Origin of the sequence: Chromobacterium sphagni (assembly GCF_001855555.1) — a bacterium.
Classification (GTDB): domain Bacteria; phylum Pseudomonadota; class Gammaproteobacteria; order Burkholderiales; family Chromobacteriaceae; genus Chromobacterium; species Chromobacterium sphagni.
This window is the reverse complement of the sequence record NZ_MKCT01000059.1, coordinates 14,295-32,671: the sequence shown is the minus strand read 5'-3', so window position 1 is coordinate 32,671 and position 18,377 is coordinate 14,295. Positions and strand designations below refer to the sequence as shown.

The following is an 18,377-nucleotide window of genomic DNA, read 5'->3' as shown; positions in this document are numbered from 1 at the left end:
CGCGGGACAATCGGCGCGGATGCTGGACATCACCCATTACAGCGTGCCGCTGCAGGACAAGAACGGCAATGCGCTGAAAGATGCCCGCGGCCAGCCGCTGACGCAGCAGTTGAGCACCCGCCAGCAGTACCTGGCGCTGGGACCGGTGGCTTCGCAGGAGCCGATCAAGATCATGAGCGGCGACGGCGGCGGCTTCTTCAACGCCAACTCCGCCCACCCCTATGAAAATCCCACCCCGCTGACCAACTTCCTGCAATTGCTGACTTTGCTGATCCTGCCAGCCGGCCTGTGCTACGCCTTCGGCCTGATGGTGGGGGACACCCGCCAGGGCTGGACCATCGTCGCGGCGATGAGCCTGATGCTGGCGCTGGGCGCCGCGGTGTGCATGCAAAGCGAGCAGGCCGGCAATCCGCTGCTGCCGCCCTCCCAGGTTAGCCAGCAATACAATCGACACCAGACCGGCGGCAATATGGAGGGCAAGGAAGTGCGCTTCGGCGCCGCCGGCTCGGCGCTGTACGCCGTGGTCACCACCAGTTCCGGCGACGGCGCGGTCAACTCCATGCATGACTCCTTCATGCCGATAGGCGGCATGGTGCCGATGGTGCTGATGCAGACCGGCGAAGTGGTGTTCGGCGGCCCCGGCGCCGGCCTGTACAGCATCGTCATCCACGCGATCCTGGCGGTGTTCATCGTCGGACTGATGATAGGGCGGGCGCCCGAGTACCTGGGCAAGAAGATAGAGGCGTTCGAGACCAAGATGATGGCCATCGTGCTGCTCCTGGTGCCGCTCTTGATCCTGCTGCAGTCGGCGCTCAGCGTCAGCACCGCCGCCGGCCTGGCCGGCCTGGGCAACCCTGGCGCCCACGGCCTGAGCGAAGTGCTGTATGCCTATACTTCGGCCGCCAACAACAACGGCAGCGCCTTCGCCGGCCTGTCGGCCAACACCCCGTTCTACAACATCATGCTGGCCATCGCGATGTGGTTTGGCCGCTACGGCGTGATCGTGCCGGTGCTGGCGCTGGCCGGCTCGCTGGCGGGCAAGCCGCGGCGCGCGCCCGGAGCGGGTACCCTGCCCAGCCATGGGCCGACGTTCGCGCTGCTGCTGATCGCCACCATCCTCCTGGCCACCGCGCTGACCTATTTGCCGGCGCTGGCGCTGGGGCCGGTGGCGGAACAGGCGAGCATCGCCGCCCGGCGCTGAATCAGCCGCTGATGAAGTACTCCACCGGCACGCTCAGCTCCACTTCGTCCGGCAGATCGTCGGGAATGCGCGGCAAGGGCGCCGCGCGGTAGACGGTGTCCAGCGCCGCCTGGTCCAGCGCCGCGTGTCCGCTGCCCTGGCCGATGCGCGCCGCCAGCAGCTGGCCGCCGCGGCTGACGCGGAGCGACAGGTAGGCCACGCCCTCGTCGCCCCTCAGCCGGGCAGCCGCGGGATAGCGGCGGAAACGCTCCAGCCGGGCCAGCACCTTGCCTTCCCAGCTGCTGCGCCCCTGGCTGGCTTGCTGCTGCGGCGCCGCCTGGGTGGCGGCCGACGGCGCGGCGGCAAGCGATGCCTGCTGCGGCTGGGTTTGCGGTTTGGCTGCCTGCTGCTGCGGCTGCGGAGCCGGCGCCGCCAAACGGTGGTCGACGCTGGCCATCGCCGTCTCCGCCCGGGGGCGGCTCAACAGCCTGGGCGCGTCGGCCGCCGCGGCCGCATGGCGGGCCGCCGCGGCTGCGGTTTCCCGCGGCGCCAGTTTCTTCTGCTGCGGCAGCGCCTTGCCGGTGGAGGCCAGCCATTGCATGGCGGGCCTGGCCGACTCCTGAAGCGGCGGCCGCGCCGCGGCCAGAGGCCAGCCGCCGAACAGCAGCCATAGATGCGCCGCCGCGACCAGCAACAGCGCCAGCGATTTCCAGCAGGCGGGACAGGGCAAACGGAGCGCCGGCTCTCCCGGCAGCCGCGACGGCCGGCCCAGCAGGTACAGCAACACCGACAGCTCGATCACCGCCACCAGCCACGGCACCCAATGCGGTGGCCGCGCCAGCAGCAGCGCGATGAAGCCCACGGCCATGCCCAGCGCGGCGAAGCATTTGGCGCGCACCGGCACGATGCGTTGCTCGCGCCAGCGGCGCAAGCCGGGGCCGAAGCGCGGGTGGTCCAGCAGCCGCTGCTCCAGCCTGGGCGAAGACTTGCTGAAACAGGCCAGCGCCAGGATCAGGAAGATGGTGGTAGGCATCACCGGCAGCAGCGCGCCGATCACGCCCAGGCCCACCATCGCGCAACCGCCCAGCAGGTAAAGCCAGCGCACCGCCGGATGCGGCCGCGGGCTCAAGCGTACACCTGGTCCAGATGGGCGTTCATGCAGGCGAAGGCCGCCACCGCGCCGGCGGTGACGCGCGCTTCCGCCTCAGCGTCCAGCTGCAGGCCGTCCAGCGCGGCGGTGAAGGCGCGCCAGTGGCGGGCGCGGCCGTCCGGGTGGCCTGCCAGGTGGCGGGCGCCGCAGCTTTCGTCCAGCCCCAGCTTGCCGGCCAGCTTGTACAGGATGGCCGCGCCCAGCTTGGAGCCTTCCACCACGTACAGCCAGCCCATCGCGGTAGCGACGTCCAGGGTCTCGCTGATCGGCGCGGCCTGCAGTTGCGGCAGCGGCCGGCCCAGATCGGCCAGGTCGGCGGCGATGCTGTGGTAGCGGCGGCGCTCGGCCAGATCGGGGAACAGCGCGGCCAGTTCGGGATTGTCGTACAGCGCGTCGGCGTCGCGCAGGAAGCGGTACTGCGCGTCGAGGAAGCGGCTGTAGTTGTCGCGGTTGGCGAAAGGCTGGTTGGCCATGATGCGCTGGTCCAGCTGGTCGTGGGTGGCGTGAGTGCGGGCTTTCAGATCCTGGGTGCGGGTGGCGTCGATTACAATGGTCATTGCGGTGCTTCCTGTTGAATCCCGTTCCGCCTGCGGCGGAGCGGGAAGAGATGCGTGGCGGCGTGCTAAGCGCCGCGCGCACAAATAGTAATGATAACCATTTTTATTTGTTGTTAAAAGCGGGAATCCGCGCCGGATTCAGAACTTCATGCCCAGACTCAGCCGCATGGTCCGTCCCGGCCCCGGCATCAGGCTCAGCGCCAGCGGGTCCAGGTAATAGCGGTTGGTCAGGTTGTCGATGGCGAAATCGACGCTGGCGTCTTTAGACAGCTGATAGCTGGCAAACAGGTCCACCAACGTGTAGGCGCGGGTCAGCACCTGGTTGGCGGTGCCGTTCCAGCTCTCCCACGGCGTGTCGCCGACGCTGGCTCCCTGCTTGGCCACCGGCTCGCTGTTGTAGACCAGGCGGGTGCCGAAGCTCAGCTTGCGGTTGAAGGCGCGGCCGCCCAAGGTAAGGTTGAGGTTGAGGCGCGGCGGGATATGGTTGCGCACATAGCTGGTGGAAAAGCCGCTGGGCGTGCACTCCGGCGTGCTGGCCATCGGATGCGCGTCGCCGAACCAGGTGATGCCGCGGAAATACTCCGCCGAGGCGCGGTCGCAGATCTGCGTCTTGCGGTTGTAGGTGGCGGACAGGTCGCCGAACGCCGCGCCGCCGTCATAAGCGGTTTGCAGCTCGATGCCGGACAGCTGGTAGCGGTCCATGTTCACCATGCTGAAGTTCTGCTGCCACGCTTCCTTGCCGGGAATCGGCCGGCGGGTGATGTAGTCGCGGGTGGTGTTGTCAAAGTAGGCGATCTTGAAGCGGAACTGGTCGTCGCTGCTCAGCAGGCCATCCTTGAGCACGCTGACGCCCAGCTCCCAGTTCTGGCTGCGTTCCGGCTTCAGCTCTCCCAGGAAGGGAGTGGACGAGCCCAGCGTCGACTCCATCAGGCTGGGCATGCGCAGGCCTTCGACGTAGCGCAGGTAGGCGGTGGCGCTGTCGCTCAGCTTGAAATTGACGCCCAGCATCGGCGCGAAGCCGTGGTCCTTGCGCCGGTAGGCCTCGCCGCGCAGATACTGGCGCGATGCCAGTTCCTGCTGTTCGTACCAATTCGCCTCGTCCGCGTTCGCCTTGACCGCGCTCAGCGGCTGCGGCTGGCCGCTGGCGTCCAGATACACGCCGCCGGGCTGCTTGAACGGATTGGTGGCGTCGGTGTAATTGCCGGCGGCGTCCGGCCGCCACTCCACCTCGCCCAGGTAGTCGTACGGCGATTCGTCGCGGTACACCTGCGCGGTTTTCATCGTGGCGCGGTAGGTTTCCCGCCGCTTGACTTCGACATTGTTGTCCTGGGTGGCGAAGCGGATATAGCGGCCACCGACATCGAAGCTCAGCCGGCTGGTCGGCGCCCAGTTCAGCGCCAGGAAGGCGCTCTGCTCGTCGCGGCTGCCGTCGCGCAGGTTGAGGTTGTTATTGATGTCGTCTTCGCTGCGGATGAAGCCCTTGCCCGGCGCCAGGCGCTCATGCTGCAGGGTCAGGCCGTAATCCAGCCTGAAGGCGCCGATGCCGGTGCCGAAACGCGAAGTGTTGCTGAGATCGGCGCCGCTGCGCTGCGCCTGCACCGGCGCGAGGTAGGAAAAATCGATGCAGGCGTCGCAGTCGCCCCAGCCCGGGCGCGGCTTGCCCTGGGTGGGATTGCGGAACACATCGCCGCTGTAGCTGCGGCTGTCCATATCGGTATGCCACAGATTGGCCTTCAGATTGATCAGCGGATTGTCGGCCGGCTGCCATTTGAAGCGGGCGCTGTAGGCGTCCACCCGCACCTGGCTGCGCGGCCATTGCGGCACCGAGTCGCCTTCGTTGCGGATGATCTGCGAAGTCATGATTTCGCCGTAGCGGCTGTCATAGCGGCGGAAGCCCAGCTCCAGCGCGCGCTCGGCGTCCGGCCGCAGCGTGCCTTTTAGCAGGATGGACTCGCTGCGGTTGGCGGTGTTGAACACCTCCTCCCCGGCCTTGAAGATGCGGGTAACGCCGACATCCTGCTGGCTGCCAGACGACATCCAGTCGTTCTTCACCGCATAGCCGTTGAAGCCGCGCTTGCCGGCGAAGAAATTGCCCAGGTCGCGGTAGGCATAGGCGCCCACCAGCTCGTACGTATCCTCGCGCAGCGCCGCGGCGATGCTGCCGGAGCCTGCGCGCGCGTCCAGCGCCGGACTGTGCTGGCGCGGCCTGGCATGCGCGTCGCCCGGCAGCTGGGCGGTATTGCTCTGCAGACCGCCGCGCAGCCTCAACCCCAGCCTCTCGCCCGGCTTCAGCACATCCTCCGGACCCAGCGTTTCCATCTGCACCAGGCCGCCGATGGCGCCGGCGCCTTGCGCCGACAGGCTGGGGCCCTTGTCGATGGTGACGCGACCGATCAAGTCCGGATCGATGTAGTTGCGGTCGGCGACGCCGCCGTAGCCGCGATAGACCGTGACGGACTGCTGGCCGCCGTCCACCACCACCGGCACCCGCCCCTGCCCCTGCAGGCCGCGGACGTTGACATCCACCGAACCGCTGTTGCGGCTCTCCCCTACCTGCACGCCGGCCACGCCCTTGAACATGTCGGCCGGGGAGGTGCCGCGAAAGCGCTCTATCTGCTCCCTGGCGATCACCGCCGACGAGCCGGGCTTGAGATAGGGCCGGTCGGCCAGTTCCATCTCGTCGTCGGACAGCGTGCCCGGCGCGCTGCCGGCGCCCTGCACCTGAAGCGTGCCTATCTTCACCGCCGCGGAGCCGGCCGCGGGCGCCGGCGCCACCACGATGCCGCCATTCTCCACTCTGGCCGCCAGATCACTGCCTGCCAGCAGCCGGCGCAGCGCGTCGCGCACGGTATAGCGCCCCTGCAGCGCCGGACTGTCGCGGCCCTGCGCCAAACCGGCGTCGAACAGCAGATTCATGCCGGACTGCCGCGCCAGCTCATTCAGCGCGCCGGCAAGCGGCTGCGGGGCGATCTGGAAAGCGAAGATCTGGCTTTGCGCCAGGGCCGGCGGAACGCAGGCCAGGCCCAGCATCAGCGAGCCGGCGGCGGCTCCCGGACGGGAAAACAACATGTGGCGGTACCTCATCACGAATGTAATTAATAATTATTTGCATTCATGAAGACGCGGCAGCCTTCCGCATCCTGACATCCGCCAGCAAAAATAATCTGCAATCAAACCATCAGCGCGCGTCGATCAGCCTCCCGCCCGGCCCCGGCCGCACCCGCACCGGCAACACCTGCGGCAGAATGCGGGCGAATGCCGCCGGATCGCGGCTGGCGAAGCTGCCGCTCAGACGCAGGCCGCCCAGGCGGGCATCGGCCAATGCCAGGCCGGCGGGGCCATAACGTTCGAACTCGCGCAGCACATCCGCCAATGGCTGGTCGACAAAATCCAGCCGGCCTGCTCGCCAGGACGCCACCGCCTGCGGCGCCACAGCCTGCGGCGGTTGCAGCAGGCCCTGGCGCAAGCGCGCCTGCTGTCCGTCCACCAGCAGCAAGCGCTGCCGGGAATCGTCCGCAGAACCCGCCGCCGCGTCGGCATCCTCGTAGCGCGCCACCCTCACCTTGCCATGCGCCACCGCCACCGCCACTTCGCCGTACAGATTGCGCACGGCGAAGCGGGTGCCCAGTACCGTCACCCGCACCTTGTCGGCCGCCACCCGGAATGGCCGGGCGGCATCCGGCCTCACGTCGAACATCGCCTGCCCCTGCAGCAGCCGCGCTTCGCGCCGGCCGGCGAAATAGCTCAGCTCGATCCGGCTGTCGGCATCCAGCTGCAAGCGGCTGCCGTCGTCCAGAGTCCGGCTCAATTGCTGGCCGGGCGCGGTGGCCAGCGTCATCCGCCATTGCGGCTGGGCGGCGCGCCACTGCCACAGCAGGCCACAGGTCAGCAGCAACACCGCGCAGGCGGCCAGCCAAGGCTGCCGGCGCGGCGGACGCGCCATCGCCGACAGCCGCAGCCGCTCGGCGGCGCTCAAGCCATCCAACAGCGTATCCACCCGGTGCAACGCTGCGTAGGCGCGGCGATGCTCGGCGGACGCATCCAGCCAGTCCGCCAGCTGCCGCTTTTCCTTCTGGCTCAAGCCCTGTTGCTCGCGCAAGCGCCAGCGCGCCGCCTGCGCCTCCGGCAGCTCCTGGTTGGCCGCCTGCCCGCGTTCCATCATCGCCCTTCCTCCTCGTCCAGCGCGCGCCGGCACGCCAGCATGCCGTTGATAATGTGTTTTTCCACCATATTCCGTGAAATCCCCATCTGCACGGCGATGTCGGCCTGGCTCAAGCCCTCCAGCTTGAACAACACGAAAGCCTGGCGGCAGCGCGGCGGCAGCGTCTCGATCGCCTGCAGCAGCAGCGCCGCCTGCTGGCGGTCGGCCAGCCGCCGCTCCGGCTCCCACTGGCTGGGCGCGGCCAGCTCCAGATCGGCAATGTCCTGATGCCGGCGCAGGCTGTCGCGGCGGTGCTGGTCTATCAGCAGATTGCGCGCGGCGGCGTACAGCAGCGCACGCGGAGACTCCACCGCGCGCGTGGCGGCGGAGGGGGAAGCGCGATGGCTCAGCACCTTGAGGTAGACGTCCTGCGCCACATCCTCGGCGCGGCTTTTCGAGCCGGTGGCGCGGACGAGGAAGTTGAGCAATTCGCGATAATAACCGTCGAACACCTGGGCCGCCTGTTGACAAAAGGCGGCAGGATACAGGCTTATCAAAATGATAACAATTATCGTTATCATTAATTAATGGCGGCGGGAAAAGCAAAAGGCCCGGTCGCATGACCGGGCCTGGAGCCTGAATTCTTGGTGGGTCGTGCGGGATTCGAACCTGCGACCAACGGATTAAAAGTCCGCTGCTCTACCAGCTGAGCTAACGACCCATGGGGGAATGCGGTGTCGGGGAGATGCAGGGATGGTGGTGGGTCGTGAGTGGCTCGAACACTCGACCTACGGATTAAGAGTCCGCTGCTCTACCAACTGAGCTAACGACCCATCCTGAACTGCATTGACAACAGAAATGAGCTTGATTGGTGGGTCGTGCGGGATTCGAACCTGCGACCAACGGATTAAAAGTCCGCTGCTCTACCAGCTGAGCTAACGACCCGCACAACGTACGGCACATGTCTGGATGGTGGGTCGTGAGTGGCTCGAACACTCGACCTACGGATTAAGAGTCCGCTGCTCTACCAACTGAGCTAACGACCCGTCCGGGACATGCAACACTACAAGCTTCTCGTGGTGGGTCGTGCGGGATTCGAACCTGCGACCAACGGATTAAAAGTCCGCTGCTCTACCAGCTGAGCTAACGACCCACGAGAGTCCGCAACTATAATGAAACCCTTCAGTAGCGTCAAGTCATTCCGTGAAAAATATTTCCCGCGCATGACGGTCCGCCAGGAACGAAATCCGCCCCCGGACAGTCGCAATAACTTGCGCGTCAGCCGCCGCCACTTGAAAGCACGCAGGAGGATACCCATGTCAGGTAGGAGGGCAATCCGCGCTCCAGCGGCAAAGCGATGATTTCCGGCACCTCGTACGGATGCAGCTGCGCCAGCCGGCTTTCCAGCCGCGGATAGGCATCGCGGCGGGTCTTGATCAGCAGCGGCGTCTCCTCGGCCTGCTCCACCGCGCCCTGCCAGCGGTATACCGAGCGGCAAGGCGGCAGAATATTGACGCAGGCGGCCAGTTGCTCCGCCACCAGCGTCGCCGCGATCTGTCCGGCCAGCTGCTGATCGGGTACATTGCAGACAACCAGTAAACAATCGATAGATGGAATAGTATTCAAGATGCGCGCGCTCCTGCTGTTATTGCTGATCTACCCGTTCGCCGAAATCGCCGTCCTGGTGGCGCTGGCCGACCATATCGGCGGCCTGGCGGTGTTCCTGCTGGTGCTGCTGTCGTCCATGCTGGGCCTGTGGATGCTGCGCAACCAGAAACTGGGCGCGCTGCTGACGCTGGGCAGCGTGATGCGCCAGGACGAAAACGTTTCGCTGTACTCGCTGCTGTGGCCGCTGCGCTACGCGCTGGCCGGCGTGCTGTTCCTGCTGCCCGGCCTGCTCAGCGACGCGCTGGCCGTATTGCTGCTGCTGCCCATCAAGGGACCCGGCATCAAGATGCAGACCGGCCCGCGCCCTGGCCCCTCCGCAGCCAACCCGCCTCCAGGCGCCGGCGACGTGATCGAGGGCGAATACAGCCGGGTGGATGACAAGCCGCCGCAAGGCCGCCATCTTCAATGAATGCCGAACAGGCCCAGCACGGCGGCGGCGTCCAGAGCGCTCCGGACCTCCACCACCTTGTGCCGGTTCTTGTCGCCGGACAGCAGCGCCACATCGCGCTTGGCCACACCGAAGCGCCCGGCCAGCCAGGCCAGCAGCGCGGCATTGGCCTTGCCATCCACCGGCGGCGCGGCCAATCTGATCTTCAGGCAATCGCCATGCTCGCCGGCCGGCTCGGTCTTTTTGGCGCCGGGCTGCACATGCAGCGTCAGGCGCACCCGGCCATCATGGCATCGCAACCAGGGTTTCATCGCCACTTTCCATCAAAAGCGGAAAGTGTAGTCCAAAATGCGGCCCGGCAGCAGCGCCGCCTCACAGGAGCATAGTCATGGATATCGGCATCAACGAACAGGACCGGCAAGACATCGCCCACGGTTTATCCCGCCTCTTGGCCGACAGCTACACCCTGTATCTGAAAACCCACAACTTCCACTGGAACGTCACCGGCCCGATGTTCAACACCCTGCACCTGATGTTCGAGGCGCAATACAACGAAATGGCGCTGGCGGTGGACCTGGTGGCCGAGCGCATCCGCGCGCTGGGACACTACGCGCCGGGCAGCTACGCCGACTACGCGCGCCTGACCTCGATTCCGGAAGCCAGCGGCGTGCCCAAGGCCGACGACATGATCCGCCAGTTGGTGGACGGCCACGAAACCCTCTGTCGCACCGCGCGCAGCATCTTCGCCGTGGTGGAAAAAGCCGGCGACGAGCCCACCGCCGACCTGCTGACCCAGCGCCTGCAGGTGCACGAGAAAACCGCATGGATGCTGCGCAGCTTGCTGGAAAAGTAATCCCGCCCCGCGCCTGTACCAAATCGACAACGCCGCGCCGCGCGCGGCGTTTGTCGTTGCCGACGTGCTAAAATCCGGCAAAGTCTGGAATACGCCATGGCCGATCACCTTTACCGCTCCCGCCCATCCGCAGCCCTCAGCCATCGGCTATGGCTGATGGTCGGCGTGTCGCTGCTGGCCCATCTGCTGCTGCTCAGCCTGGCGGGCCTGCCGCCCAGCCCGCCGTCCATTGCGCAAGAAAGCGCGCCGCAGATCAGCATACGCCTGCAGCAGCCCGCCCCGGCGGCGCCCGACACCGCCCGGCTGGCCGAAGACAACCATCAGGGCGCCGGCAATACCGCCGCGCCGCGGCAACTGATCAGCCGGAGCGCTCCGCCGGTGCATGCCGCCGCACCCACTCCACCGCCGCAACAGCCGGCCGCGTCGCCGACCCCGATTCTCAGCCCGAAACCCAGCCCGGCCAAGCTCCCGCCCAGCCCGCCCGCCACTCAACTGAACACCGGCTCGCTGCTGGCACAGGTGGGAGAGCTGGCCCGCAGCGGCGACAACGCCGCCGCCGACAACGATCTGGAAAGCGGCCAGGCCGGCGCCGACATGGGCGAGGCCGCCCGCAGCTACCCGTGGGCGCGCTACCAGTCCGATTGGCGGCTGAAAGTGGAGCGCATCGGCAATTTCAACTACCCTGCCGAAGCCCGCCGCCAGGGGCTGCACGGCGCGGTCACGCTGGAAGTGACCATCAACGCCGACGGCAGCCTGCAGTCGCAGCGTGTGCTGCGGCGCTCCGGCAGCACCGTCCTGGACGAGGCGGCCCAGCGCATCGTCGAGCTGGCGGCGCCGTTCCCGCCCTTCCCGTCTTCGCTGGCCGGCCGCTTCCCGACGCTGCGCATCAGCCAGAAATTCGTTTTCACCCGCGACAACCTGTTGTCCAGCCACTGAACAAGGACGCATTATGTTTGAAGTCAACCGCAGCATCGCGCTGCTCCGCCCGCAAGCGCCTTTCCTCGCCTGGCTGAAAAGCCTGCCAGGCAGCCTGGACCATGACATCGACCTGCAGCAGTTGTCCGCCAACTGCAACGCGCTGCTGATCCCGCCGGCCGACGACTACGACAGCGCGCGCGGCTTCGTGCTGCAGCAATACCGCCAGCTGTTCGAAGCCGAGCTGGCCGACTGGTGCGAGGACGACAGCCTGTGGCCGCAGAACCTCAGCCCCAACCTGTTCCAGCAATGGTTCAAGCTGGAAATCCACGGCGTGCTGACCGACCTGGTGGCCGAGCCGCTGGAACGCGAAGCCTTCGTCCCGCTGGACCTGGACGGCCACACCGAATAACGCAGCGCAACAAGCAAAGGGGAAACACATGGCGCATCAAACCCGGATCAAGGTCCGCGGCTACCACCTGGACCTGTTCGGCCACGTCAACAACGCCCGCTATCTGGAATTTCTGGAGGAGGCGCGCTGGAACAGCTTCGAGGACAGCGGCACGCTGGCGCAATTCCTGCAGAGCGGGCTAGGACTGGCCGTGGTCAACATCAACATCGACTACACGCGTCCGGCCACCATGGGCGAGATGCTGGTCATCGAAACCGCCGTCAAGTCGATAGGCAACCGCAGCGCGGTGATCCACCAGCGCGTGCTGCTGGACGGCACCGACACCCTGGTGGCGCAAGCCGACGTCACCTTCGTGGTGTTCGACTCCCGCGCGGGCAAGGCCGTGGTGCTGGAAGGCAAGCTGAAGGAAGCGCTGGAACTGATACAGGCCCAGTCGGCCTAATCGCCGCATCACATTCGGGAAAACGAGATGAAGAAAGGTTTGCTGATCGCGGTGGCATTGCTGGCGGTGGCCGGCATCGCCTATTCGCTGCTGTTCGGCCGCAATCCGGCGCCGCAGGTGCAGCTGACCTCGCTCGCCGGCGCCACCACCAGCACGGCGGCGCTGAAGGGCAAGGTGGTGCTGGTGAACTTCTGGGCCACCAGCTGCCCCGGCTGCGTAGAGGAAATGCCGGAAATCAAGAAGCTGCACCAGCAATACGCCGGCAAGGGGCTGAACGTGGTGGCGGTGGCGATGAGCTACGATCCGCCCAACTACGTGCAAAGCTACGTCGCCCACAACCAGCTGCCCTTCTTCGTCGCGCTGGATACCCAGGGCGAGGTGGCCAAGGCCTTCGGCGACATCCAGCTGGCGCCCACCACCTTCCTGATCGACAAGCAGGGCAACATCATCAAGCGCTACGTCGGAGTGATGAACTTCGCCGAAGTGCGGCAACTGATCGAGTCCCATCTGTAAACCTGTAGGGCGGAAACGCCTCGCAGCGTTCCGCCATCCCCTCCGGCCCGATTGACAGATGTTCGGCGGGACGCTCCGGCTGGCCGGACGTTCCGCACTTCAGCCTATGCCGCGCTCCCGCACACCGGACACCCCGGATCGCGCGGCACGCGGATCTGGCGGAAATCGCCGTTCAGGCCGTCGTACAGCGTCAGCCGCCCCAAACGCGGCGCGACGCCGGCCAAGAGCTTGACCGCCTCCACCGCCTGCAGGCTGCCGATCACGCCCACCAGGGGCGACAGCACGCCGAAGGTGGCGCACGGGCCATCGCCGGCATCGCCCTCTTCGGGAAACAGGCAGTGGTAGCACGGAGAGGCGGCATCGTGGCTGTCGAACACCGCCAGCTGGCCGGAGAAACGCACCGCCGCGCCCGACACCAGCGGCACCCGCGCGGCCACGCAGGCGCGGTTGACGGCGTGGCGGGTGGCGAAGTTGTCGGAGCAGTCCAGCACCAGGTCGTGCGCCGCCACTTCCGCCAGCAGCCGCTCGCCGGCCAGCCGTTCCGCCAGCGGCCGCACGGCGATGGCGGGATTGAGCGCCAGCATGCGCCGCGCCGCCGATTCGGCCTTGCCCTGCCCCAGGCTGGCGCTGTCGTGGGCGATCTGGCGCTGCAGATTGGACAACTCCACCGTATCGTCGTCTACGATGGTGAGGCTGCCGACGCCGGCGCTGGCCAGATACAGCGCCACCGGCGACCCCAGGCCGCCGGCGCCTATGATCAGCGCGCGCGCCGCCAGCAGCCGGCGCTGGCCTGCTATGTCGATTTCCGGCAGCAGGATGTGCCGGCTGTAACGCAGCAGCGCCCGATCGTCGAGTTCTTCCATCGCCAACCTCAATCCTTGAATCCCGCAAAAGCAAAACGCCAGCCGCGAAGGGCTGGCGTCGATAAGCGACTTGCGGCGCTTACTCCTCCGCCACCTTGCGGGCGAACTTGATGCCCAGCTGCTTCAGCTTGCGGTAGAGGTGGGTGCGCTCCAGGCCCACTTTCTGCGCCACCCGGCTCATATTGCCGTTCTCCAGCGAGATGTGATACTCGAAATAGCGGCGCTCCAGCTGTTCGCGCAATTCGCGCAGCGGGATGTTGAAGTCGAAGCCCGACTCCTCCACCGGCTTTTCGTGGCGGAACTGCGCCAGCACCTTGTTGACTTCGCCGGCGTCCACTTCGTCCGATTCGGCGGTCAGCGCCAGGCTCTTGATAATGCTGCGCAGCTGCTCCAGATTGCCCGGCCAGTCGTACTGGCGCATCGCGTTGAGCGCCGCGGTGGTCAGTTTGCGCGCCGGCACCTGCTTGGACTCCACCAGCTCCACCAGGATCTGCTCGGCGATGAAGGTGATGTCTTCCGAGTGCTCGCGCAGCGGCGGAATCGGCACGATCACGCTGGACAGCGCGGTCAGCAGGCGGTTGTCGCACTCCGGGTCCACCAGCAGCTCCTGCAGCGGACGGCTGCAAGAACAGAGCAGACGCACATTGAAGCGGTCGAGCTTGGACAGCAGGAACAACAGGCCCTGCTGCACGCGGCGGCTGTACTGGCCGATTTCCGGCAGATACAGCACGCCGTTGTTGGCCTTCTGCAAGAGCTCCAGCGGCGCGTCAGCCAGCTGCTCCAGCTTGGCCGGCGTCACCCAGGGCGTATTGCCCTGGTGAAAGAAGCGCGCCACCAGCTCGAAGCCGGAGCCGGACTCGCCGGTCAGCAGCACCGGCGACTTGACCTTGGCGACGCGCTCCAGCTGGCGCTTAAGCTCCTGGATAGGCTCGCTGCGGCCCAGCTTGTCCAGATTCAGCGAGGTGTTGGCCTGCATGTCGCCGTACTTCAGCGCGCGCTGCACCGTGGTCAGCAGCTTTTGCAGGGCGATCGGCTTCTCCAGGAAGTCGAAGGCGCCGATGCGGGTGGCCTCCACCGCGGTGTCTATGCTGGCGTGGCCCGACATCATCACCACCGGCATGTTGAGCAGACCGGACTTGGCCCATTCCTTCAGCAGGGTGACGCCGTCGCAGTCAGGCATCCAGATATCGAGCAGCACCAGCGCGGGGCGCGTCTGGTTGCGCAACTGCCGCGCCACCTCGGCGTTTTCCGCCAAGGCCACGGTATAACCTTCGTCCTGCAGGATCTCGGAGAGCAGTTCTCGGATACCGATCTCGTCGTCCACAATCAAAATATCGCTGCTACGCATTAGGCCTCCAGCAATGGCAGGGAAAGAAGGACGCGCGCACCTTGCTGTTCGGCATTCCCCAAAATGACCTGTCCATGGTGTTCTTCCATAATCTTCTTGACCACGGCCAGTCCAAGACCGGTTCCCTTGGCTTTACTGGTCACATAAGGCTCGAACGCGCGTCTAAGGATGTCGGGGTTGAAGCCCGCGCCATTGTCCTCGACGCAAACGAGCACGTTTCCTTCTTCTTGTCGGCTGCTAATTTGAATCATCGGGATGCCAACGTCAAGGACTGCATCCTGGGCGTTCTGCATCAGGTTGTGCAACACCTGCCGAAGCAGGGCGGCGTCGCCCATGATCATCAGCGGAACCTCGTCCAGCGCAATCTTAACAGCAGGATTGGATTCGTAAAGGGTCATCACCTCGCGGATCACCTGATTAAGGTCAAGTTTGACCAGTTTGATCCGCGGCGCGCGGGCATAATCGCGGAAAGCGTCCACCATGCTTTTCAACGCGCCCACCTGCTTGATGATGGTGTCGGTGGAGCGTTTGAGCATGTCGGCGTCGTTGCCGTCCAGCTTGTCGGCCAGCTTCATCGCCAGCCGCTCCGCCGACAGCTGGATCGGCGTCAGCGGATTGCGGATCTCGTGCGCCAGCCGCTTGGCCACCTCGCCCCAGGCGGCGTCGCGCTGGGCGCGCGCCAGCTCGGTGATGTCGTCGAACACCAGCACATAGCCGTCGCTGGAGTGTTCCGGCAACCGCGCGCCGCGCACCAGCAAGGTGCGTTCGCCCTGGCTGGTCTCGTAGTTCAGCTGGGTCTGCCAGTCGCTCTCCACATCGCTGTCGGCGTGCTCCATCACGGTCGCCACCAGCGGCGCCACCGCCGGCATCACCTCGCCCCATTCCGGGAAGCGGTGTTCGGCCAAATGGGTGAATTCCACCCCCAGGATGCGCGAGGCGCTGGTATTGGCGGCGCGGATCTGCCAGTCGCGGCCAAAGGCGATCACCCCCGCCGACAGGTTGGCCAGTATGCTCTCCAGGTACAGCTTGCCGCCCTCCAACTCGCCGCGGCTCTTGTCCGCCACCTGGCGCGCCTCGTCCAACTGCTGGGTCATGCGGTTGAACAGGGTGGTCAGCATGCCCAGTTCATCGCGGCGGTAGACCGGGTGGCGCTTGGAAAAGTCGCCCTGCGCCACCGCGCGCGTGCCCGCGGCCAGCTCCGACAGCGGCGCGGATAATCGTTCGGACAGGAACAACGCGAAGGCCAGCGCCGCTGTCAGCGCCAGCAACACCGCCAGCGCCAGCGTCAGCATGTAGAAAGTGCGCAGGCCCTGGCGCGACAGCAGCAGCTGGCGGTATTCGGAGCGGGCGCTCTCGATCTGCTCGGCGTCGCGGCTGATGTCGGCCGGCGCCATCTGCTGCAGCTGCAGCACCCTCACCTGCTCGTCCGGCATTCGGTAAGCCAGCAACACCCGCAGCACCAGACCGCTGTTGCCGTCGTTTTCTATGCTCTGCTGCGGCGACCGCAGCTTGACCGCGCGCAGCGTCTCGCGCGCCGGCCCTTGCGGCGGCGGCCGGGAGGACGCGGAGGCGAAGGCCAGCATTTGGCCGTTGCCGCGGTCGAAGATGGCGATCTCGCGCAAGCCCAATTGCTCGCGCAGGCGCTCCAGCCGCGCCGGCAACAGATTGTCGGGCAGCGGCTCCACCTCCTCCAGCACCAGCTTGCTCTTGCGGCCGACATCGTCCAGCACGTAGTTGAGCGCGCTGCGGCCCAGCACCAGGCCGCGGTCCAGCGCCGCCTCCACCCGCACATCGAACCAGCTTTCTATGCTGCGGGTGAGGAATTGCGCCGACACGGTGAACACCAGCAGGCCCGGCACCAGCGCCACGCCGGCGAACATCAGCGCCAACTTCTGCGTCAGCTTGGCGCCGAACACCCGGTTCCTCACCCGCTGGCGCAAGCGCCACAGCTGGCGGCCCACCACGCTGAGCAGCGCCAGCAACAGCAGGCTGTTGAGACCGAACACCCACCAGTAGTAGTCGTTGAGCTTGGATGCGTTGCCGGTGGCGACGGCCAGCAGATAGAGCAGGATCGCCCCCAGCGTCGCCATCGCGATGGTGGCGTAGCGCATCAGCCGCCGTCCTTGACGTCGAGCTTGATCCAGTCGGAATCAAGCGACCAGTCGTCCGAACCCAGCGCGTTCATCTGGAACGGCTTGGGCAGCTCGCCGATGTCGAGCAGCAGCCGGACCTGGCCGGCCACCTGGCCGGGCTTTCTGGGGTCGAGCGTGCCGGGATTGAGCACGCGCCAGCCCTGGATGGCGCCGATGGCCGCCAGCGCCTCGCGCAGGCTGGGGTAATAGTTGGACAGGCTGCCGATGCTGACGCGGTAGCGGCCGGTCAGCGACTGGTAGGACAGCTTGAAACTCAGCTGGGCGTGCGGATCGAACCACTCGCGCAGCGAAAGGTAGTAGGCGGTGGTGCGCGGCTTGATCAGCTGGAATTCCAGCCGGAACCCCAGCGCCACCCCCTGCTGCAGCGCTTCGCTGAGGCTGGGGGTGAGCTTGGTCAGGAAACGGGTGCTGACCGACAGCGTGCCGTCGCTCAGCACTTCGGCCTCGGCGCGGCGCGAAACGATGGCGTCCGCCTGTGCCGCCTGAACCAGGCAGCACAGCAGGCCCAACACCAGGCTAATGCTTCTCAAGCAGCGCGTAATAGAAACCGTCATGACGCTCACAGGGCAGCAGTTGCTCCTGCCTCAGGCACGCCGCATCAGGGTGGCGCCGCAGGAAGCTTTCCAATTGCTGTTGGTTTTCTTCGGGAAAAATCGAGCAGGTAGCGTATAGCATTTTTCCGCCGCTGGCGAGCAGCGGCCACAGCGCGTCCGCCATCTCGGCCTGCTGGCGGCCCAGCATGGCGAAATCGCCCGGACGGCGCAGCCACTTGATGTCCGGATGGCGGCGCACCACGCCGGAAGCCGAGCACGGCACGTCGGCCAGGATGCGGTCGAAGGGCCGGCCGTCCCACCATGCCTCCGGCCTGGCGGCATCGGCCTCGCGCAGCTGGGCGGTGAGGCCCAGCCGCTCCAGATTGTCGGCCACCCGGGTCAGCCGCGCGGCGTCGATATCCAGCGCCGTCACCTCGATGTCGGCCAGTTCCAGCATGTGGCCGGTCTTGCCGCCGGGCGCGGCGCAGGCGTCCAGCACCCGCAGGCCCGGCTGCAGGTCCAACCAGTGCGCGGCGCGCTGCGCGCCTTCGTCCTGCACCGACACCTCGCCGTCGGCGAAGCCCGGCAGCTCGCGCACCGCGACCGGCTTGGCCAGTTGCACCGCCTCGCCGCCCAGCGTCGCCGCCGCCATGCCGGCCTCATCCAGCCGCTTGAGGTAATCCTCGACCGAACCATCGCGGCGATTGACCCGCAGCGTCAGCGGCGGATGGGCGTTGGCGGCGGCCATCACCTGCCGCCACTGCTCCGGATAGGCGGCCTGCACCCGCTGCAGCCACCAGCTGGGGTGGTTGCTGCTCGCCACCAGATCGCGCGCGGCAAGCGCGGTCAGCTGCTCGCGCCGGCGCAGGAAGTTGCGCAGCACACCGTTGACCAGCCCCTTGAAATTGCCCTTGGCCAAGGTGCCGGCCAGCGTCACCGCCTCGTTGACCACCGCGTAATCGGCGGCGCGGGTGTGCAGCAGCTGGTAGAAGGCGACGATCAGCACCCGCTCCAGCTGCGGCTCGGGCAGAGGCTTTGGCACCAACTGGCGCAGGTGATGGCTCAGCGTGCCCAGATGGCGCAGGCTGCCATAGCTCAAGTCCTGCAGCGCGCCGCGCTCGGAAGCCGACAGATTGGGCGCCTGGCGGTGGGCCGCGGCCAAGGCCTCGGTGAGGGTGGTGCCGGCCTCGACGCGGCCCAGGATGTCCGCGGCCAGTTGCTGGATGTGATGCATGGTGGTTCTTTCGATAAAACAAGGCCA

General features: G+C 66.6%; 19 protein-coding genes and 5 tRNA genes. 7 read left to right on the top strand and 17 right to left on the bottom strand.

Annotated features, from left to right (window positions below; translation table 11 throughout):
• The coding region (kdpA, locus tag BI344_RS18040; RefSeq protein WP_139167073.1) for a potassium-transporting ATPase subunit KdpA at positions 1-1,201 on the top strand (1,201 nt) is incomplete at its 5' end.
• 1 nt (position 1,202) lies between these two features.
• On the opposite strand, the gene BI344_RS24450 is transcribed toward kdpA, so the two are convergent.
• From BI344_RS24450 to cutA, 11 genes are all read right to left on the bottom strand, one after another.
• Positions 1,203-2,309 carry a TonB family protein gene (locus tag BI344_RS24450; RefSeq protein ID WP_071114219.1) on the bottom strand — a complete coding sequence of 369 codons (1,107 nt, stop codon included), beginning with the start codon at positions 2,307-2,309 and terminating at the stop codon, positions 1,203-1,205.
• Positions 2,306-2,887 (bottom strand): biliverdin-producing heme oxygenase, encoded by a 582-nt coding sequence (locus BI344_RS18030; RefSeq protein ID WP_071114218.1) that lies wholly within the window; start codon positions 2,885-2,887, stop codon positions 2,306-2,308. Before BI344_RS18030 ends, BI344_RS24450 begins: the two co-directional genes overlap by 4 nt.
• A gap of 138 nt (positions 2,888-3,025) precedes the next feature.
• Positions 3,026-5,956 carry a TonB-dependent receptor gene (locus BI344_RS18025; RefSeq protein WP_071114217.1) on the bottom strand — a complete coding sequence of 977 codons (2,931 nt, stop codon included), beginning with the start codon at positions 5,954-5,956 and terminating at the stop codon, positions 3,026-3,028.
• A gap of 109 nt (positions 5,957-6,065) precedes the next feature.
• On the bottom strand, positions 6,066-7,049 hold the full coding sequence (locus BI344_RS18020; RefSeq protein ID WP_071114216.1) for a FecR family protein: 984 nt from the start codon (positions 7,047-7,049) through the stop codon (positions 6,066-6,068).
• Positions 7,046-7,540, bottom strand: coding sequence for a sigma-70 family RNA polymerase sigma factor (locus tag BI344_RS18015; RefSeq protein WP_071114223.1), 495 nt, complete (start codon positions 7,538-7,540; stop codon positions 7,046-7,048). The genes BI344_RS18020 and BI344_RS18015 overlap by 4 nt, the downstream gene beginning before the upstream one ends.
• 133 nt (positions 7,541-7,673) lie before the next feature.
• Positions 7,674-7,749 (bottom strand) — tRNA-Lys (locus BI344_RS18010).
• A 36-nt stretch (positions 7,750-7,785) separates the two neighbouring features.
• Positions 7,786-7,861 (bottom strand) — tRNA-Lys (locus BI344_RS18005).
• A gap of 36 nt (positions 7,862-7,897) precedes the next feature.
• Positions 7,898-7,973, bottom strand: a tRNA-Lys gene (locus tag BI344_RS18000).
• Between the two features lie 25 nt (positions 7,974-7,998).
• A tRNA-Lys gene (locus BI344_RS17995) sits at positions 7,999-8,074 on the bottom strand.
• Positions 8,075-8,105: 31 nt separating this feature from the next.
• A tRNA-Lys gene (locus tag BI344_RS17990) sits at positions 8,106-8,181 on the bottom strand.
• Between the two features lie 125 nt (positions 8,182-8,306).
• Complete coding sequence (cutA, locus tag BI344_RS17985; RefSeq protein ID WP_338032376.1) at positions 8,307-8,654, bottom strand: divalent-cation tolerance protein CutA; 348 nt, start codon at positions 8,652-8,654, stop codon at positions 8,307-8,309.
• A 1-nt stretch (position 8,655) separates the two neighbouring features.
• On the opposite strand from cutA, the gene BI344_RS17980 reads away from it, so the two are divergent.
• Positions 8,656-9,105, top strand: a complete 450-nt coding sequence (locus tag BI344_RS17980; protein WP_071114215.1) for an FxsA family protein — start codon at positions 8,656-8,658, stop codon at positions 9,103-9,105.
• Here BI344_RS17980 and BI344_RS17975 read toward each other — a convergent pair.
• The gene (locus BI344_RS17975; RefSeq protein WP_071114214.1) at positions 9,099-9,395 is read right to left on the bottom strand and encodes a DUF167 domain-containing protein; all 297 of its coding nucleotides are present in this window, start codon (positions 9,393-9,395) and stop codon (positions 9,099-9,101) included. The two genes, BI344_RS17980 and BI344_RS17975, sit on opposite strands and share 7 nt — an antisense overlap.
• A 77-nt stretch (positions 9,396-9,472) precedes the next feature.
• Between BI344_RS17975 and BI344_RS17970 the strand changes: the two genes are divergently transcribed.
• From BI344_RS17970 to BI344_RS17950, 5 genes are all read left to right on the top strand, one after another.
• The gene (locus BI344_RS17970; RefSeq protein WP_071114213.1) at positions 9,473-9,937 is read left to right on the top strand and encodes a Dps family protein; all 465 of its coding nucleotides are present in this window, start codon (positions 9,473-9,475) and stop codon (positions 9,935-9,937) included.
• 96 nt (positions 9,938-10,033) lie between these two features.
• Positions 10,034-10,873, top strand: a complete 840-nt coding sequence (locus BI344_RS17965; RefSeq protein ID WP_071114212.1) for an energy transducer TonB — start codon at positions 10,034-10,036, stop codon at positions 10,871-10,873.
• A 13-nt stretch (positions 10,874-10,886) separates the two neighbouring features.
• Positions 10,887-11,264, top strand: a complete 378-nt coding sequence (locus tag BI344_RS17960) for a VacJ (protein ID WP_071114211.1) — start codon at positions 10,887-10,889, stop codon at positions 11,262-11,264.
• Positions 11,265-11,292: 28 nt separating this feature from the next.
• The gene (locus BI344_RS17955; protein WP_071114210.1) at positions 11,293-11,706 is read left to right on the top strand and encodes an acyl-CoA thioesterase; all 414 of its coding nucleotides are present in this window, start codon (positions 11,293-11,295) and stop codon (positions 11,704-11,706) included.
• A 27-nt stretch (positions 11,707-11,733) separates the two neighbouring features.
• Positions 11,734-12,219, top strand: a complete 486-nt coding sequence (locus BI344_RS17950; RefSeq protein ID WP_071114209.1) for a TlpA family protein disulfide reductase — start codon at positions 11,734-11,736, stop codon at positions 12,217-12,219.
• A 104-nt stretch (positions 12,220-12,323) separates the two neighbouring features.
• Here BI344_RS17950 and BI344_RS17945 read toward each other — a convergent pair whose 3' ends face one another.
• From BI344_RS17945 to rsmB, 5 genes are all read right to left on the bottom strand, one after another.
• Positions 12,324-13,082, bottom strand: coding sequence for a HesA/MoeB/ThiF family protein (locus BI344_RS17945; protein ID WP_071114208.1), 759 nt, complete (start codon positions 13,080-13,082; stop codon positions 12,324-12,326).
• A gap of 79 nt (positions 13,083-13,161) precedes the next feature.
• Entirely contained in the window at positions 13,162-14,430 is a 1,269-nt protein-coding gene (locus BI344_RS17940) for a sigma-54-dependent transcriptional regulator (protein WP_043571914.1), read from the bottom strand.
• The gene (locus BI344_RS17935; RefSeq protein WP_071114207.1) at positions 14,430-16,541 is read right to left on the bottom strand and encodes a sensor histidine kinase; all 2,112 of its coding nucleotides are present in this window, start codon (positions 16,539-16,541) and stop codon (positions 14,430-14,432) included. Before BI344_RS17935 ends, BI344_RS17940 begins: the two co-directional genes overlap by 1 nt.
• A complete protein-coding gene (locus BI344_RS17930; RefSeq protein WP_239690851.1) occupies positions 16,541-17,113 on the bottom strand; it encodes a DUF4390 domain-containing protein in 573 nt (190 codons plus the stop codon). Before BI344_RS17930 ends, BI344_RS17935 begins: the two co-directional genes overlap by 1 nt.
• Positions 17,100-18,350 carry a 16S rRNA (cytosine(967)-C(5))-methyltransferase RsmB gene (gene rsmB, locus BI344_RS17925; RefSeq protein WP_071114221.1) on the bottom strand — a complete coding sequence of 417 codons (1,251 nt, stop codon included), beginning with the start codon at positions 18,348-18,350 and terminating at the stop codon, positions 17,100-17,102. Before rsmB ends, BI344_RS17930 begins: the two co-directional genes overlap by 14 nt.
• Positions 18,351-18,377: the final 27 nt, after the last annotated feature.

Excerpts from the sequence above, each read along its gene's own strand:
- BI344_RS18030 (WP_071114218.1), bottom strand. The coding sequence starts at position 2,887 with ATGACCATTGTAATCGACGCCACCCGCACCCAGGATCTGAAAGCCCGC.
- BI344_RS18025 (WP_071114217.1), bottom strand. The coding sequence starts at position 5,956 with ATGTTGTTTTCCCGTCCGGGAGCCGCCGCCGGCTCGCTGATGCTGGGC.
- BI344_RS18020 (WP_071114216.1), bottom strand. The coding sequence starts at position 7,049 with ATGATGGAACGCGGGCAGGCGGCCAACCAGGAGCTGCCGGAGGCGCAG.
- BI344_RS17980 (WP_071114215.1), top strand. The coding sequence starts at position 8,656 with ATGCGCGCGCTCCTGCTGTTATTGCTGATCTACCCGTTCGCCGAAATC.
- BI344_RS17975 (WP_071114214.1), bottom strand. The coding sequence starts at position 9,395 with ATGAAACCCTGGTTGCGATGCCATGATGGCCGGGTGCGCCTGACGCTG.
- BI344_RS17970 (WP_071114213.1), top strand. The coding sequence starts at position 9,473 with ATGGATATCGGCATCAACGAACAGGACCGGCAAGACATCGCCCACGGT.
- BI344_RS17965 (WP_071114212.1), top strand. The coding sequence starts at position 10,034 with ATGGCCGATCACCTTTACCGCTCCCGCCCATCCGCAGCCCTCAGCCAT.
- BI344_RS17960 (WP_071114211.1), top strand. The coding sequence starts at position 10,887 with ATGTTTGAAGTCAACCGCAGCATCGCGCTGCTCCGCCCGCAAGCGCCT.
- BI344_RS17955 (WP_071114210.1), top strand. The coding sequence starts at position 11,293 with ATGGCGCATCAAACCCGGATCAAGGTCCGCGGCTACCACCTGGACCTG.
- BI344_RS17950 (WP_071114209.1), top strand. The coding sequence starts at position 11,734 with ATGAAGAAAGGTTTGCTGATCGCGGTGGCATTGCTGGCGGTGGCCGGC.
- BI344_RS17945 (WP_071114208.1), bottom strand. The coding sequence starts at position 13,082 with ATGGAAGAACTCGACGATCGGGCGCTGCTGCGTTACAGCCGGCACATC.
- BI344_RS17940 (WP_043571914.1), bottom strand. The coding sequence starts at position 14,430 with ATGCGTAGCAGCGATATTTTGATTGTGGACGACGAGATCGGTATCCGA.
- BI344_RS17935 (WP_071114207.1), bottom strand. The coding sequence starts at position 16,541 with ATGCGCTACGCCACCATCGCGATGGCGACGCTGGGGGCGATCCTGCTC.
- rsmB (WP_071114221.1), bottom strand. The coding sequence starts at position 18,350 with ATGCATCACATCCAGCAACTGGCCGCGGACATCCTGGGCCGCGTCGAG.